The sequence below is a fragment of the Bradyrhizobium sp. CFUWI genome, assembly GCF_056429085.1.
This window is the reverse complement of sequence record NZ_JBWJZE010000005.1, coordinates 280,508-296,855: the sequence shown is the minus strand read 5'-3', so window position 1 is coordinate 296,855 and position 16,348 is coordinate 280,508. Positions and strand designations below refer to the sequence as shown.

Genomic DNA, 16,348 nt, shown 5'->3' with positions numbered 1-16,348 from the left:
GAGATAGCAGGGTACTGATCCATGAACATTGCCGTCCTCCCCGATTCGCCAGCGACCGCGCCGCAGACGATCGATCCGCTCGATCATCTCGCCGACAAGCTGTTCCATCGCATGGGCGCCGACGGCGTCTATGCCCGCACCGCGCTCTATGAAGGCGTCGTCGAGAAGCTGGCCGCGCTGATCACGGGCCATCGCGAGACCGGGAACGAAGTGATGCGCTTCCCGCCGGTGATGAGCCGGGCTCAGCTGGAGAAATCGGGCTATCTCAAGAGCTTTCCGAACCTGCTCGGCTGCGTCTGCGGCCTGCACGGGACCGAGCGCGAGATCAACGCCGCGGTGAGCCGCTTCGATGCCGGCGGCGACTGGACCACCTCGCTGTCGCCCGCCGACCTCGTGCTGTCCCCTGCTGCCTGCTATCCGGTCTATCCGATCGCGGCGAGCCGCGGACCCTTGCCGAAGGGCGGTCTGCGTTTTGACGTTGCCGCGGATTGCTTCCGCCGCGAGCCGTCGAAGCATCTCGACCGGCTGCAATCGTTCCGGATGCGCGAATATGTCTGTATCGGCAGCCCCGACGACGTCGCCGACTTCCGCGAGCGCTGGATGGTGCGCGCACAGGCGATCGCCCGCGACCTCGGCCTGACCTTCCGTGTCGACTATGCCAGCGATCCCTTCTTCGGCCGCGTCGGCCAGATGAAGGCGGTGAGCCAGAAGCAGCAGCAGCTCAAGTTCGAGCTCCTCATTCCGCTGCGCTCGGAAGAGCAGCCGACGGCCTGCATGAGCTTCAACTATCACCGCGAGCATTTCGGCACGACCTGGGGAATCCAGGATGCCGACGGCGAGCCAGCCCACACCGGCTGCGTTGCCTTTGGCATGGACCGGCTCGCGGTCGCCATGTTCCACACCCATGGCACCGACCTTGCCGCCTGGCCCGCCAAGGTGCGGGACGTGCTGGGCCTGCAGCCGCAGGCTCCGGCCGATGCCCATGTCGAAAGCTGGCGCTAACCAAACGAGGCCTGTCATTTCCACGGGTAAGACGAGCGTGATCCACACCAAGGTCCGATGCCGCGAGATCACCGAGTCCGACGCAAACGCGATCGCGGACCTGCTGACGCGCGGCTTCGTGGGTCGCTCGCGCGACTACTGGATTCAGGGCCTGCGCCGGCAGGCCTTCCGGCCCGTGCCGGAGGGCTATCCGCGCTTCGGCTACATGCTCGACAATGACGGCACGCCGGTCGGCGTGCTGCTGCTGATCTATGCGGAACGCAAGAATGGCGAAGAGACCGCCATTCAGTGCAACCTGTCCAGCTGGTATGTCGATCCGGCCTACCGCAACTATGCTCCGCTGCTGACCAAGATCGCCCAGCGGCACAAGGACGTGACTTACTTCAACATCAGCCCGGCGCCGTGGACCTGGCCGATCATCGAGACCCAGGGCTTTCGGGCCTATTGCCGCGGCATATTCTTCTCGGTGCCCGCACTGGCGCGTGTCCCGCGCTCGAGCGAGATCGAGGTCATCCCGCCTCACGCCAAGACGATCGAGGGGCTTTCCGAGGCCGAAACCGAGCTGCTGACGCAGCATGCGCGGTACAATTGCCTCAGTCTGGTCTGCCGCACGCCACAGGGAACATTTCCCTTTATTCTGCAACCCGTGCGCATCCGACGCGGCTTCATCGCGCCCCCTGCGATGAAGCTGATCTATTGCCGTAACGCCGCGGAATACGCCGCCTGCGCCGGCCGTATCGGCCGGCTGCTGCTTCGGCTCGGCAAGATCGCGGTGGCGGTCGATGCCAACGGGCCGATTCCCGGTCTTGTCGGTATCTATACCGAACGGCGCGGTCGCAAATATTTCAAGGGCCCGCATCGGCCGGAGCTCGGCGATCTCACGGACACCGAGCTTGTGTTGTACGGGCCTTAGGTAGCGCGCTTCGGACCAAACCACCGCTATCGTTCCTGACTTCGCAGGGACGATGCCTGATATGTAGCTCCCTCTCGGCCAACTCATGCAGGCACCTCGGCAATCCGGACGCGCCTCCATCGCCGGTCACCCTCCGTAAACTACCGCGCTTAAGGGAATTTTCCGGCCTCTTCGCTACGCTCGGTGGTTGAATTAGGTTGCGTTGAATCTATTGCTCGCCGAGATCCCGCCGATCCCATGACGTCGACCTGCGACAACGAGCTTGGTGCACGCCGCGAGCTGGGCCCGGAGGCCCTGGTCGCGCTGAGCCAGCTTGCGCTCGACCACATGGAGCAGGGCGTCTGCGTCTACGATGCCGACAACCGGATCGTGCTGGTCAACCAGCGTTACCTCTCCCTGTTCGATATGTCGGCCGACGTCGTGCGGGTGGGCACGAGCTACCGCGAGGTGCTCGCGCACAGCGCCGGGCGCGGCAACTTCCCGCAAAGCGAGCTTGACGCGCTCTATTCGGTGCGGATCGCACAGATCGCAGGGGGAAAGCCGTTCCGGACCGAACAGCGGCTTGCGACCGGCCTCGTCATGTCGCTCGAGTTGAAGCCGCTTCCCGGCGGCGGCTGGATGACGATCTGCGACGACGTCACCCGCCTCGCTCGGCTCGAAGCGGAATTGCGGGTGCAGACCGAGCGCAGCCAGCACGCGCTCGCCAACATGTCGCACGGCCTCATCATGTACGACGCCGACAGCCGCGTCGTCGTCTGCAACGAGCGTTTCCTGAACCTCTACAACCTCGATCCCGGGGTCGTGAAGCCGGGGGTCTCCCATCGTACGGTGCTCGACCATTGGGTGTCGCGCGGCAATTTGTCGGACATGCCGGCCGACGAATTCCACATTTCCAGATTGGAGGACGCGCGCCTCAGACGGGCGAAATCCCTCCTGGTAATGCGTTACGACGGCCGCATGGTGCAGACGATCTCCCGCTTCCTGCCCGACGGCGGCTGGGTGACCGTGCACGAGGACGTCACGGAGCGGCTGCAATACGAGGAAACGCTGCGGCAACAGAACGTCATGCTCGATGCGGCGCTGGAGAACATGGCGCACGGGCTCGCTTTCTACGACAGCGACATGCGGCTTCGGGTCTGCAACACCACCTACCGCAAGCTCTACCGATTGTCGCTGGAGGAAACCAGGCTCGGCACGCATCTGGCCGAGCTGATCGAGCGTTCGATGGCGAACGGCGCATTCTCGTCGGAGTACAGCCCCCAGCAGCTCCTGGAAGCCGCCCGCGCGCGGATCGCCAACCGCGATTCCTCGCCGATGCGTCGACGCATGTCGAACGATACCGTGATCTCGGTGCGCTATTGCGCGCTGGCCGAAGGCGGTTTCGTCGCCACCTATGAGGATATCACCGAGCGGGAACATGCGATCGGGGAGCTGAGCGAGCAGTACCGCCGCTTCGACGCAGCGCTCAACAACATGAGCCAGGGCCTGTGCATGCTCGATGCGAGCCTGCGCGTGATCGTCTGCAATCGCCGCTATATCGAGATGTACGGCCTGTCGCCCGATATCGTGAAGCCCGGCGTCTCGATGCGCGAGATCATGGAGCACAGCTGCGAGCTCGGCATCCATCCTGATATGACGGGAGCCAGGCTTTATGCCGACTATGTCGAACGGTTGCGCGAAGGCGAGCACACGCTGCACCGGCATCTGAACGACGGCCGCATCATCAAGCTCAATCACAAGCGCATGGAGCAAGGCGGCTGGGTCGTCACCTATGAGGACGTCACCGAGCGTCACAAGGCCCAGGCGCGCGTCGCGCACATGGCACGGCACGATTCGCTCACCGACCTGCCCAATCGCATGCTGTTCCGCGAGAAGATGAGCGAGGGGCTGAACCAGGTCGCGATCGCCGGCGGCGCGATGGCGGTGCTGTGCTTCGATCTCGACAATTTCAAGACAGTCAACGACCGCCTCGGCCACGCCGCGGGCGACCGCCTGCTGCGCTGGGTTGCGGCGCGCCTGAAGGAAAATGTCGGCGAACACGACACCGTCGCACGCCTCGGCGGCGACGAGTTCGCCATCCTCCAGCGCGGACCGCAGCCGCAATCGGCCGAGGAGCTCGCCCGCCGCCTCGTCGACATCATCGGTCATCCGCCGCCGCTGGAGAGCCAGTCGATCCATGTCGGCGTCTCCGTCGGTATCGCGATCGCACCCGACCATGGGCTCCATGCCGACGAGCTGATGAAATGCGCCGACCTCGCGCTGTACCAGGCCAAGGCCAGGGGACGCGGAGCCTATCAGCTGTTCGAGCCCGAGATGGAGGAAGAGGCGCGCAGCCGGCACGCGCTGGAGCAGGATCTGGTTGGCGCGCTAGAAGGACGTGAATTCCACCTGGTGTTCCAGCCGCAGATGCGGCTCGATTCGTCGGAGCTCACCGGCTTCGAGGCCCTGCTGCGCTGGAAGCATCCCTCGCGCGGCCTGGTCTCACCGGCCGAGTTCATTCCGATCGCGGAAGAGAACGGGCTGATCGTTCCGATCGGCGAATGGGTGCTGCGCAGCGCCTGTGCGACTGCCGCGTCCTGGCCCGGTGTCACCGTCGCGGTGAACCTGTCGCCGGTGCAGTTTCGCTCGCGCGGATTGGTGGCAATGGTCACGAGCGCGCTGGCTGAGGCCGGCCTGCCGCCGCAACGGCTCGAGCTCGAAGTCACCGAAACGGCCCTGCTCGACGACAGCGAGGCGACGATCGAGATCCTGCACCAGCTTCGCGCGCTGGGAGTCCGCGTCAGCCTCGACGATTTCGGCGTCGGCTATTCCTCGCTGAGCTACTTACGCAAATTTCCGTTCGACCGCATCAAGATCGACCGCTCCTTCGTCGGCACGCTCGGCGAAAGCCCGGAGAGTGTTGCCATCGTCCGCACCATCGCAAGCCTCGGCTCCGTGCTCGGCGTCGAGACGACGGCGGAGGGTGTGGAGACGGAAGAGCAACTCGATTTCGTCCGCGAATGCGGCTGCACCGCCGTGCAGGGCTATTATTTCGGCAGACCGTGCCCCGCATCGGAGGTCGGCCGCACTATCGAGACGCTGAACACGGTCCGAAAGGTCGCCTGAGCTCGCGCCGCCGGCGGCGCAAATTCCGTGTCTCGGCAAGCGCCAGAAAGACCGATTGTCGCACATCGCGTTTCCGGCATGATTGGGCTCCCCGACGGCTGCGCCGCGACCGCGCAATGCGCTTTTCTTCTCCCGTGAATTCGAGGACAATCCCCTCACAACAATGAGAATCTGCGGTCTTAACGCGGCCGCTGCGAGGGAGGTGTTCCGATGTCGGGGTATGGGCTGAGGGCGGCTGCGTTTGCCGCGATGCATATTGTCATGGGCGCGTTGGCCGCGACTGCGGCTGGCGCGCAAGACTATCCCACCAAGCCGATCACCCTGATCGTGCCGTGGCCGGCCGGGGGATCGACCGATATCTCGATGCGCGCGATCGCCGACAGCGCCTCGAAGGTGCTGGGGCAGCCGATCGTGATCGACAACAAGGCCGGCGGCGGCGGCACGGTCGGCCCCGCGACCATGGCAGCGGCGGCGAAGCCGGACGGCTACACCATCTCGCAGATTCCGATCACGGTCTTCCGCCTGCCCTTGATGCAGGAGGTGTCGTGGGATCCGGCAAAGGACTTCACCTACATCGTCCATCTCACCGGCTACACCTTCGGTGTGACCACCAGCGCAGAGTCGCAGTTCAAGAGCTGGAAGGACGTGGTGGAGTTCGCGAAGGCGAACCCGGGCAAGGTCACCTATGCCACGCCGGGCGCCGGCACCTCGCTGCATATCGGCATGGAGCAGATCGCCGGAATGTCCGGCATCAAGCTGACGCAAGTCCCTTTCAAGGGCGGTGCGGAGACCAACGCCGCGGTGCTGGGACAGCACACGATGCTTCAGGCGGATTCCACGGGATGGCGGCCGCTGGTCGACGCGGGCAAGCTGCGCCTGTTGATGGTGTGGACGGGCGCGCGGTCGCCGAACTACCCCGATGTGCCGACGCTGAAAGAGCTCGGTTATCCCATGGTCTATGACTCCCCGTTCGGCATCGCCGGCCCGAAGGGAATGGATCCCAAGATCGTCGCCAAGCTGCACGATGCTTTCAAGAAGGCGGTCGAGGACCCCGCCGTGGTGGCGACGCTCGCCAAATACGACATGGTGCCGAACTACAAGAACACCGAGGACTACAAGAAGTTCGTCGTCGAGCTCACCGAGTCCGAGCGCAAGGTGATCGAGACGCTCGGACTGGCGAAGAAGTAGACTGAACTGATTGCATGTCCCGGACGCGGTGCAGCGCTTCTTCAGCGATGCACCGCAGAGCCGGGACCCATCTTGCCACGCATCCATGGACCCCGGATCTGCAGCGCGTCACTGCGTGCCGCGCAGCGTCCGGGGAACGGCCGAGAGGGCACCGATGACCAACCAAACCAACGTCAAGCTCCGCCTCAACAATTCCGAACTCTGGGGCGGAGTGATCGGGCTCGCGCTCGGCGGCTTCGTGATCTGGTCGGGGATGAAGCTCAAGCTCGGCACCATCAACGATCCCGGCTCCGGCTACGTGCTGTTCTACACCGGCATCCTGATGTGCGTGTTCGCCGGCGCCATCATCGTCTCCGCGGTCACCGAGGGCGGCCCGACGCTGGCCTCGCGCTGGGAGAACGTGCGCTGGAACAAGCCGCTCCTGCTGATTGCCTGTCTGGTGGCATTCTCCATCGCGCTGGAGCCGCTCGGCTTCCTGCTGTCGTCGATCCCCTTGATGCTGCTGCTGTTGCGACTGATCGATCCGGTGCGCTGGGCGCTGGCGATTCCGATCGCCGTGCTGGTGCCATCAGGCATGTGGTGGGTGCTCAAGCGACTGCTGTTGATCCAGCTGCCCTCGGGCCTGTTCGGGATCGGCTGACCCATGGATACGCTCGTCAATGTCGCCCACGGGTTCGGCGTCGCGCTGCTGCCGGTCAACCTGCTCTATTGCTTCATCGGCGTCTTCATCGGCACGCTCGTCGGCGTGCTGCCGGGCATCGGGCCGATCTCGGCGATGTCGCTGCTGTTGCCGGTGACGCTGTCGGGCACGCCGGAATCCGGCATCATCATGATGGCCGGAATCTATTACGGCTCGATGTATGGCGGCTCGACCACCTCGATCCTGGTCAACATCCCCGGCGAGGCTGCCTCCGTCGTCACCTGCATCGACGGCCACCAGATGGCGAAGCAGGGCCGCGCCGGCCCCGCGCTCGGCATCTCCGCCTTCGGCTCCTTCGCCGCCGGCACGTTCGCGCTGATCGCCTTGATGCTGGTCGCGCCGAGGCTTGCCAGCGTCGCCATCGCGTTCGGCCCGGCCGAGTATTTCAGCCTGATGGTGCTCGGCCTCGTGGTGCTCACCTTCCTGACGCAGGGCTCGATGCCGAAGGCGCTGCTGATGGCGTGCGTCGGCGTCGTGCTGGGCCTGATCGGGCTCGACAGCATCACGGCGCAGCCGCGCCTGACCTTCGGCCGCATGGAGCTGATCGACGGCATCGGGCTCGTGCCCGTCGTGATGGGCCTGTTCGGCGTTGCGGAGGTGCTGCTCAACACCGAACAGGCGATCAAGCGCGACGTCATCAACACCAGGATCACCCATCTGCTGCCCACCAGGCAGGACTGGAGGGCGAGCGCAGGTCCGGTCGGCCGCGGCACCATCCTCGGCTTCTTCCTCGGCATCCTGCCGGGCGGCGGCGCGGTGGTGGCGTCGTTCGCCTCCTACGCGCTGGAGAAGCGACTGTCGAAGACGCCCGAACGTTTCGGCCATGGCGCGATCGAAGGCGTCGCGGGACCGGAATCGGCGAACAACGCCGCGGCGGGCGGCGCCTTCATTCCGCTGATGACGCTCGGCATCCCGCCGAACGTGGTGATGGCGCTGCTGCTGGGAGCCTTCGTCATTCACGGTCTGCAGCCGGGGCCGCTGCTGATCACGCAAAACCCCGGCCTGTTCTGGGGCATCGTCGCCAGCATGTATATCGGCAACGTCATGCTGCTGATCCTGAACCTGCCGATGATCGGCATGTGGGTGCAGTTGCTCAAGCTGCCCTACAACATCCTGTTTCCCCTGATCATCCTGTTCACGATCATCGGCGTCTACTGCTCCAGCAACAACGTGTTCGACGTCTATGTGATGATCGCGTTCGGGATCATCGGCTATTTCATGCGCAAGCTCGGCTACGAGCCGGCACCGCTGGTGCTGGCCTTCGTGCTGGGACCGATGATGGAGAACAATCTACGCAAATCGCTGATCCTGTCGCAGGGCGATCTGTGGACCTTCGTGCAGCGGCCGATCTCGGGAGTCTGTCTTGCGTTCGCGATCGTGCTGTTGGTCGCGCCGCTGTTGCCGTCGCTGCGCAAGAAGCGCGAGCTGGTGGCGCTGGATGAGGGGGCGTGAGGAAGATCTCGTAGGGTGGATTAGCCGAAGGCGTAATCCACCACTTTCGTTTCCCAGGAGATTGGCTTGGTGGGTTACGCTTCGCTAACCCACCCTACGACATCTCAGCTCGCCGCAGGCAATGCGTTCTCCGCCGCCGTACCCCATGGCCGCTCGGCCGCGGCAAGCCCGATCAGGCGACCCTGGATGTAGTCGCAGCCCCAGTCGCGCAGCATGCTTGCGGCTTCCTCGTCCTGCACCCATTCGGCGACGGTCTTGATGTCGAGGCGGCGGGCGAGGTCGATCAGGGTCTGCACGAAGGCGCGGTCGTCGGCGGAATGGGTGATGTTCTGCACGAAGGCGCCGTCGATCTTCACGATATCGACACCGAGCTTGCGCAGGTTTCGGAACGAGGTGTAGCCCGCGCCGAAATCGTCGATGGCGATGCGGCTGCCGAAATTCTTCAGCCGCGTGACGAAGCCACGGACATCGTCGATGTCCTGGATCGCGACCGTCTCGGTGATCTCGACGATCAGCCGCTCGGCAACGCCGGGATGCGACAGCATCAGCGACTCGATCCCCGCCCACCAGTCCGGGTCCATCGTCGTATCAGGCGAGATGTTGAGGCTGAGGCTGACATCGGGCGCGGCCGCGAGCTCGGCGACCACGAGCTCGAGCACGCGATGATCGACCAGGCGGATCAGGCCGAGCCGTTCGGCGACCGGCACGATGTCGGGCGCGAGCAGCACATGGCCGTCACCCTGGTCCATCCGCACCAGGCATTCGTGGAACGCGCGCTCGCGCGAGACGGCGGACACCACCGGCTCGTAGGCGAGCTTGATGCGGCGCTCGTTCAGGGCGGTGACGATCTCGTCGGTGACGCGGATGTTGACCCGGCGCTGCGCGTCGCGCGCGGCGTCCGGACGCCAGGCGGCGAACGAGCCGGCGCGGCGGCGCTTGGCGGCGTCCAGCGTCTCGTGGGCGCGGTTGACGGCCTCGTCGGTGTTGCGGGCATAGCGCGGCAGGCTGACCGCGCCGATCGAGGCCGTGACCGAGACCGGACCTGATTTGGTCGGCACCACCTCGTCGCGGATGCCGGCGAGGAAGCGCTCGGCGGCGACGTTCATGTCGTCGACGGTGCAGTTCTTCAGGATCAGGCCGAACTTGTTGCCGGAAAAGCGGCCGAGCACGTCGCCGCCGCGCAGCCGCAAGCGGATGCGCTTGGCGATGTCGAGGATCACGGCATCGGCAACGTCGAAGCCGAAGGCATCATTGACGCGGGCGAGGTGATCGATGCCGACCAGCATGAACGCCGCGGTGGAGCGGAAGCGGGTCGTCTCCTCGATCGCCTCGGCCAGCGCCGCGATCAGATGAGAGCGGTTGAGCTCGCCGGTCAGCGGATCGAGCCGGGCCAGCTTCGTCAGCTCCTCGTCGCGGGCATGGCGCTCGTTGTTGATGCGGACCGAGCCGATCGCGCGCGTGGGGCGGCCATCGGGGCCGGCGAACCAGCGGCCGGTCTCCTCGATCCAGATCACGGGATCGGCGGCGCTCACGCGGACGCCGTACTCGATGCGGTAGGGCGTCCCGTCCGCGCCATGCACGGCGGAAGTCTGCGCCAGCGCGGCGATCCGCAGCGCCGGCCCGGGCTCGATCAGCTTGGCGAATTCGGCGCCGGTCGCCAGCCGCTCGGCGGGAATACCGGGAAAAACGCTCGCGACCTGGTCACCCCAGACAATGGCATCGCTGGCGATGTCCCAGGCGAACACGGCCTGACCGAGCGCGGCCAGAATGTCGGAGGCTTGCGGCAATGCAGGGGTCAAGATCGCCTCGTTTCGGGACAGCCGGGAAGTCCTGAGCCGGCACAGGATAGAGCCAGATTCGCGTTTGACCCTAGGCAAAGTTCATAAACAATTTGGAAACCACGTTCCCAGAGGACCCAGGAACCAGTTAAGCTCCACCGGCATAGCCCTTGCGAGACCATCACATGCGCCGGCGCCAATGTCCCAAAATGCGCCAGTTCGAGCAGATGAACGGTGTTGCGATGGCAAATGCGGACAGATTGCCCGAGACAGAGCGGCAAACCGGCACGGCCCTCGTGCCGCTGATGCCGACCTTGCGCTGGGCCCGCAAGGCGCCGCTGCCGCGCCCCGATCCGAGCTTCGTCACCCAGCTCATTGCCAATGCCGAGCAGCTGCCCCAAACGAGCCGGCTCCGCCGCGCGTCTTCTGAAGACGCGCAGACCGCCTATGGCAGCAAACGCCCGCTGCAAAGCGTCAGCGCACGGACACGGCAGGTGGCTTGAGGCTGGTCAGCGCGGCGGCGTGTCGGAGGACGGCGGCGTGCCGTGACCCGGCTGAAGCTGCGGCGAGGGAATTTCCGGGGAAGACGCGCCCTGCACGGGCTTGGGCGCAGGATGGTCCATCAGCACGGATTCGGCGACGGATTGCGCCGAGGTCGCGGGAGGCTCGACCGGTGCCGGCTGCGGTGCAATCACCGGCTCGAACTTGCGCTCGGACGCCACATCCTCCGCCGGCGCCTCGGCCTGGCGCTTGGCCTTGCGCGGCGCCGGCACCGTGGTCTCGGCGACATAGGTGACGCGGCGGCGCGTGCGCTGGGCAATGCCGCCGAGGAAATCCGCCATCGCGAGCAGCACCAGCAGGAAATAGGTCGAGTTGCCGAACTTGGGCCACATCACGAATTCGGCCGCCGCCGCGCCGAAGACGATCAGCGACAGCAGATGGTCCATCAGGAACTTCGATCCCGGCCGCGCACCCTTGACCACCTCTAGCAGCAGCAGCACCACGCCGAGCGCGAGCAGGAGATCGGCGAGCGTGACCGGCCAGGCCTCGCCCGTGATCATCGGCACCTTGAACAGCACGTCCGAGAAGGACACGCTGGGCATCAGGAAGGCGATGATGTTGTAGACCGCGAGCGGAATCAGAAGCAGTGGGAAACCGACCATCGGCAAAACGCCTCTCGATCATGATATCCGGACAGAACAATGCAGCGGCGAAGCATTCGCTCCGCCGCCGTCACTGTCTATCTCGTGGATGGGCCGAATCAGGCAAGCCAGATCATCCTGCCCAGAGAAAGGTCCTGACCTCAGGACTCTTTCTTCTTCAGGACCTGCCGGCCCTTGTACATGCCGGTCTTGAGGTCGAGATGGTGCGGACGACGGAGCTCGCCGGAGTCCTTGTCTTCCACATAGGTCGGCTTCTTGATGGCGTCTGCCGAGCGGCGCATGCCACGGCGCGACGGCGAGGTTTTTCTTCTCGGAACGGCCATTTCAATATCCTCTAGGGATTGGTGTCATCAGGGCATCGTCCGGAGGGACGGCTCAGCACCCGCAATACGAGGCGAGCTGAATGCCGATCAAGGCCGGGCTTATAGAGGAAGGCTGGCCTTAAAGCTAGGCTTTTGGGCCGGAAAATACGCCCGGAACGGGCTCAAAATCAGCGATTTTCGCGCCAGCAGGTCGCCAGCGAGCTCGCCTGCCCCCGCGCAATATAGGTTGCCGCCAGCCGCCGGACGCCCGGGCCGGGGCTTTTAGCGCTGCGTTTGACTGGATTCGGCAGGATCGAGGCCAGAAGCGCCGCCTCCCGGGGTGAAAGGTCCTCGGCCGACTTGCCGAAGGCATAGACGCTGCCGGCCTCGACGCCGAACTGGCCCTGCGGACCGAACTCGGCGATGTTGAGATAAATCTCCAGGATCCGCGGCTTGGGCAGGACAAGATCGATCCAAAGCGCCAGCGGAAATTCGAGCGCCTTGCGGACGAAATCCCGCCCCTGCCAGAGGAACAGATTTTTCGCGACCTGCTGGGTGATCGTGGAGGCGCCCCGGAAGGCGGTGCCGTCCTCCTTTGCGTCGTCGATCGCCTCGCGCAACGCGCCCCAATCGATACCGTGATGCCTGCAGAAATGCGCGTCCTCGGCTGCGATAACCGATCGCGGCAGATAGGGCGACATCGCGGCCAGATCGATCCAGTCCCGCTGCATCGGCGCGCCGCGAAGCGAGCGCCAGGCCATCAGCGTCGAGACGGGATGGCCAGAGCGGTAGAATGGCGCGATCACATAGGGCGCGAGCAGCGCAACGGCGAGCACCAGGAGAAGGATTTTGACGATGCGCAAATCAACCTTTCCGGCGCAAAATGCAACGCGGCCACCGATCCTGTCATTAAGTCTGTGATAATTCGGGCCTTTTCCAGCACTTTTTAGGCCTTCCAAACGATTGACTGAAACGGGCGCATAAAGGATTGTCCCGCCGAATTTTAGTTCTGGAGCCCTTCTTGATGACCGGCACGTCCCCGTCCGATTTCGCCAAACGTCTGGACAAGACCGCTGATGATACCGAGGCCCTGCTCGGGCGCCTGCTGTCGGACGATATCCTGCACGATGAGATCGCCCGGCCCAAGCGACTGATGGACGCAATGCGCTATTCGAGCCTGAACGGCGGCAAGCGTTTGCGACCGTTCCTGGTGGTCGAGAGCGCAGCCGTATTCGGCGTGCCGCGCGAAGCGTCCCTGCTCGTGGGCGCGGCGCTCGAATGCATTCACTGCTATTCGCTGATCCATGACGACCTGCCGGCAATGGACAATTCGGACCTGCGCCGCGGCCGCCCCACCCTGCACAAGAAGACCGATGACGCCACCGCGATCCTCGCCGGCGACGGCCTGCTGACGCTCGCCTTCGATATCGTCACCCGCGACGAGATCCATCGCGACGCCAACGTGCGGCTGCTTTTGACGCGCGCTCTTGCGCGCTGCGCCGGCATCGGCGGCATGGTCGGCGGCCAGATCCTCGATCTCGCCGGCGAGGGCCGTTTTGGCGGCAACGAGCCGATCGATGTCGCCCGTATCCAGCAGATGAAGACCGGCGCCCTGTTGCGCTATGGCTGCATCGCCGGAGCGATCCTCGGCCAGGCCTCGCAGAAAGAATATCAGGCGCTCGACGATTACGGCCGCGCGCTCGGCGAAGCCTTCCAGATCGCGGACGATCTGCTCGACGTCGAGGGCGATGCGGCAGCCCTCGGCAAGCCGTCCGGCCAGGATGCAGCCCTCGGCAAGACCACTTTCGTCACCCAGCTCGGCATCGAGGGCGCCAAGCAGCGCGTGCGCGACCTGCTGGCGCGGGCCGACAGCGCCGTCTCGATCTTCGGCGACCGCGCCGCCGTGTTGCAGGCGGCGGCACGCTTCGTCGCCGAGCGGAAGAACTAATAGCTCCGGGCTCCTTCACCTCTCCCGCTTTGCGGGAGAGGTCGACACGCTCGCAGAGCGTGGCGGGTGAGGGCTCTCTCCTCTTGGGGGGCCCCGATTGTGGAGGCACCCTCTCCCCACCCCTCCCCCGCGAGCGGGGCAGGGAGCGCACCTACGATGCGGCCACAACGAGAGTTGAGTGAGAGAGCCGTCCCGTCATGGCCACAAACAAGGAAGATCCCGCCCTCGCCCGCTTCCGCAAGATGTCGCGGCCGGTACGGTTGATCTATGCGCGGCCGCGGACCTTCATCGCGGTCGCGGCCGGCATCCTGGTCGGCCTGCTGCTGCCGGGCTCGTACCGGCTGATGACGCGGCTCCTGTTCGGCTGGGACGCGCTGATCGCGGTCTATCTCGTGCTGGTCTATGCGATGATGCTGTGCAACGACCACCACCACATCCGCCGCGCTGCCGCGATGCAGGACGACGGCCGCTTCGTGATCCTGCTGGTGACGGCGACCGGCGCCTTCGCCAGCATCGCGGCAATCGTCTCCGAACTCGGCACGCCACATCGCGGAGTGCTGGAGTTGAGCATCGCCATCGCCACCATCGCATTGTCGTGGGCCGCCGTGCACACGACCTTCGCGCTGCATTACGCGCATGATTATTACCGCAGCACCACGCCGGGCCTGCAATTCCCGAGCGGCGACAAGGAAGACCACGCCGACTACTGGGACTTCGTCTATTTCTCGTTCGTGATCGGCATGACCGCGCAGGTCTCCGACGTCGGCATCACCGACAAGATGATCCGCCGCACGGCCACCGCGCACGGGATCGTGTCGTTCATCTATAACACGGCCTTGCTGGCCCTGACGGTGAACATCGCAGCGAGCGCGATCTCGGCCTGAATTCGTCCGAGCGTTGCCGGACGACGCTCTCGATCACGCACGCCCTCAGCGACACACCTCGACATTGGCGTCGTTGTGGGGGCCGCCGCCGCCGCGATATTCGAGATGACAGCCGCGGTGGACGGGACGGCAACCGATGCTGTTGCAGAATATCTGCCCGCCGGCCGCGGGACGGCTGGCACCAGCCGCGGCGGCAATGCCGGCCGCGGCACCATAGCCGCCCGCCGCGCCAGCGGCAGCACCGCCGGCCTGACGACGCTGCCGGGCGGGACGCTCGTCACCGTCGTCGCGCTTCGCCGTCGCGGGCTTGGCCGGCTTTGCGGCGCGCTGCTTCTCGCACTCATTGTCGTCGTTGACCGCATAGCCCTCGCGGCAGACGATCTTCGTGCACTTGTCGCCGTCGGCCTTGAAGCCGTGCTCGCAAACCAGCGGACAGACCCGCGACGGCTTGGCCTTGACCGCATCGAGCGCGTCGGTGCTCGCGACCTTCACGTCGAGCTTGGTGCCGGCATAGCGATTGAACTGCGACAGCGAGCGCTGCGCGGACGTATTCCAGGTGCCGTCGGCTGTGCCTGAGAAGCAGCCGACGCGGCCGAGCTCGGTCTGCACCGACCGGTTGAGATCGGCCGGCGCGGTCGGCGGCGTCAGCGAGGCGACGTTGGTGCCGGCCGGGCTCGCCGTGCTGGCCGGCGCGGCGCTCGGAGCCGCGGCGGCGAGGTTGACGCGCTGCTGCTCGGCGGCGGCTGCCTGCTGCTGCGCCTGCTCCTTGGCCTTCTGCGCGGTAAGCTGGGCCTGCTCGGCGGCTCTGGCGTCGGCCGCGGCTTTGGCCTGCGCGTCCTTCTGGGCGCCGAGGGCCGCGAGACGATCGCGCTCGGCCTCGGCCTGCTTCGCCTTCGCGATGGCCGCTGCATGGGCCTGCTCGGCACCGATCTTTTCGACCTGGAGCTTGGCGAGATTCGCGTAGAAGCCATCGGGGTGCTGGGCGAGGAAGGCGTCCCATGCCGCCTTATTGCCAACCTGCAGCGCGAGCTCATAGTCGCGGCGGATATCGGCCTGCGGGTTCGCCACGGGCGCGACGGGCGCAGCGGCCACCACCTTGACCGGAACCAGCGGCACGTCCTCGCCGCCGAGCGAGCCGTAGACGAACGGCTCCTGCTTGTTGCCGGTCGACTTGAGCACCTCGTCGCGCACGAAACCGAAGGCGCGGCGGACATCGAGGCCCGGCGTCGTCAGATACTTCGACAGCGCCACCGTAAAGGGACTGTTGGCGCCGTCGCCGTCCTGGGCGGTGAAGCCGGCCTTCGCCGAATAGGCGATCAGCGTGTTGGGGCTGGTCGGCTCGACTTGTGCGAGGCCCCGACCCATGGCGCGCGAGGCAATCGTGCGCTTCATCCTCTTGGCGAACGGATTGTCGCGGCAGGCATCCAGGATCACCAGGCGGAGCTGCTTGGCGGGCTCGACGGCGACGAGGACGCGGTCGAGCGAAAGCGCCTCGTCAAACACGTCGGTGTCGCGTTCGAGCTTGGCGTCGACCGGAATCAGATAGTTCGAGCCCTCGACCTCGATGCCGTGGCCGGCATAGTAAACCACGGCGATGTCGGCCGTCCGGGTGGCGTCGGCAAAATCGCGCAGCACGCGACGGGTATCCTGCGCGGACAAATCGTGCCGGGAATCGACGACATCGAAACCGGCCTCCTTCAGCGTCTTGGCCATCACCGCACCGTCATTGACGGGGTTGGTGAGCGACGGCGCGTGCTGATACGCCGAGTTGGCAAGCACCAGCGCGACGCGCTTTCCGGCGAACGCGGGATCCGGGCCGAACAGCAGCGCTGCGGCGAGGAGAAGCGGGCAGAGCCTGAGCAGATTGCGCATGACACGACTTCCGAGGTTCGGGGCGTCTCGAGCCCCTTTGG

At 65.5% G+C, this 16,348-nt stretch carries 14 protein-coding genes; 9 read left to right on the top strand and 5 right to left on the bottom strand.

The window, feature by feature from the left end; translation table 11 throughout:
- Window positions 1–21: 21 nt before the first annotated feature.
- From AC066S_RS13965 to AC066S_RS13940, 6 genes are all read left to right on the top strand, one after another.
- On the top strand, window positions 22–1,002 hold the full coding sequence (locus tag AC066S_RS13965; RefSeq protein ID WP_478269954.1) for an amino acid--[acyl-carrier-protein] ligase: 981 nt from the start codon (window positions 22–24) through the stop codon (window positions 1,000–1,002).
- A 37-nt stretch (window positions 1,003–1,039) separates the two neighbouring features.
- Window positions 1,040–1,915 (top strand): acyl-CoA acyltransferase, encoded by an 876-nt coding sequence (locus AC066S_RS13960; RefSeq protein ID WP_126257133.1) that lies wholly within the window; start codon window positions 1,040–1,042, stop codon window positions 1,913–1,915.
- A 237-nt stretch (window positions 1,916–2,152) separates the two neighbouring features.
- The gene (locus AC066S_RS13955) at window positions 2,153–5,020 is read left to right on the top strand and encodes a PAS-domain containing protein (RefSeq protein ID WP_478269953.1); all 2,868 of its coding nucleotides are present in this window, start codon (window positions 2,153–2,155) and stop codon (window positions 5,018–5,020) included.
- Window positions 5,021–5,230: 210 nt separating this feature from the next.
- Window positions 5,231–6,208 carry a tripartite tricarboxylate transporter substrate binding protein gene (locus AC066S_RS13950; RefSeq protein WP_126257131.1) on the top strand — a complete coding sequence of 326 codons (978 nt, stop codon included), beginning with the start codon at window positions 5,231–5,233 and terminating at the stop codon, window positions 6,206–6,208.
- 154 nt (window positions 6,209–6,362) lie between these two features.
- Window positions 6,363–6,848, top strand: coding sequence for a tripartite tricarboxylate transporter TctB family protein (locus AC066S_RS13945; protein ID WP_135169029.1), 486 nt, complete (start codon window positions 6,363–6,365; stop codon window positions 6,846–6,848).
- A 3-nt stretch (window positions 6,849–6,851) separates the two neighbouring features.
- Complete coding sequence (locus AC066S_RS13940; protein WP_126257129.1) at window positions 6,852–8,360, top strand: tripartite tricarboxylate transporter permease; 1,509 nt, start codon at window positions 6,852–6,854, stop codon at window positions 8,358–8,360.
- Window positions 8,361–8,464: 104 nt separating this feature from the next.
- Here the strand turns inward: AC066S_RS13940 and AC066S_RS13935 are convergent, their stop codons facing one another.
- On the bottom strand, window positions 8,465–10,159 hold the full coding sequence (locus tag AC066S_RS13935) for an EAL domain-containing protein (protein ID WP_478269952.1): 1,695 nt from the start codon (window positions 10,157–10,159) through the stop codon (window positions 8,465–8,467).
- Window positions 10,160–10,380: 221 nt separating this feature from the next.
- On the opposite strand from AC066S_RS13935, the gene AC066S_RS13930 reads away from it, so the two are divergent.
- Window positions 10,381–10,641, top strand: a complete 261-nt coding sequence (locus AC066S_RS13930; RefSeq protein ID WP_126257296.1) for a hypothetical protein — start codon at window positions 10,381–10,383, stop codon at window positions 10,639–10,641.
- 6 nt (window positions 10,642–10,647) lie between these two features.
- On the opposite strand, the gene AC066S_RS13925 is transcribed toward AC066S_RS13930, so the two are convergent.
- The 3 genes from AC066S_RS13925 to mtgA form a co-directional block, all read right to left on the bottom strand.
- Window positions 10,648–11,301: a hypothetical protein gene (locus tag AC066S_RS13925; protein WP_478269951.1), complete on the bottom strand. Its 654-nt coding sequence runs from the start codon at window positions 11,299–11,301 to the stop codon at window positions 10,648–10,650.
- Between the two features lie 140 nt (window positions 11,302–11,441).
- Window positions 11,442–11,624 carry a 50S ribosomal protein L32 gene (gene rpmF, locus AC066S_RS13920; RefSeq protein ID WP_007598106.1) on the bottom strand — a complete coding sequence of 61 codons (183 nt, stop codon included), beginning with the start codon at window positions 11,622–11,624 and terminating at the stop codon, window positions 11,442–11,444.
- Window positions 11,625–11,791: 167 nt separating this feature from the next.
- Window positions 11,792–12,466, bottom strand: coding sequence for a monofunctional biosynthetic peptidoglycan transglycosylase (gene mtgA / locus AC066S_RS13915; protein WP_135169032.1), 675 nt, complete (start codon window positions 12,464–12,466; stop codon window positions 11,792–11,794).
- Window positions 12,467–12,627: 161 nt separating this feature from the next.
- Between mtgA and AC066S_RS13910 the strand changes: the two genes are divergently transcribed.
- Both AC066S_RS13910 and AC066S_RS13905 read left to right on the top strand, forming a co-directional pair.
- The gene (locus tag AC066S_RS13910) at window positions 12,628–13,551 is read left to right on the top strand and encodes a polyprenyl synthetase family protein (protein WP_126257125.1); all 924 of its coding nucleotides are present in this window, start codon (window positions 12,628–12,630) and stop codon (window positions 13,549–13,551) included.
- Window positions 13,552–13,748: 197 nt separating this feature from the next.
- Window positions 13,749–14,435: a DUF1345 domain-containing protein gene (locus tag AC066S_RS13905; RefSeq protein ID WP_478269950.1), complete on the top strand. Its 687-nt coding sequence runs from the start codon at window positions 13,749–13,751 to the stop codon at window positions 14,433–14,435.
- A 45-nt stretch (window positions 14,436–14,480) separates the two neighbouring features.
- Here the strand turns inward: AC066S_RS13905 and AC066S_RS13900 are convergent, their stop codons facing one another.
- Window positions 14,481–16,307, bottom strand: a complete 1,827-nt coding sequence (locus tag AC066S_RS13900) for a caspase family protein (RefSeq protein WP_478269949.1) — start codon at window positions 16,305–16,307, stop codon at window positions 14,481–14,483.
- Window positions 16,308–16,348 lie beyond the last annotated feature (41 nt).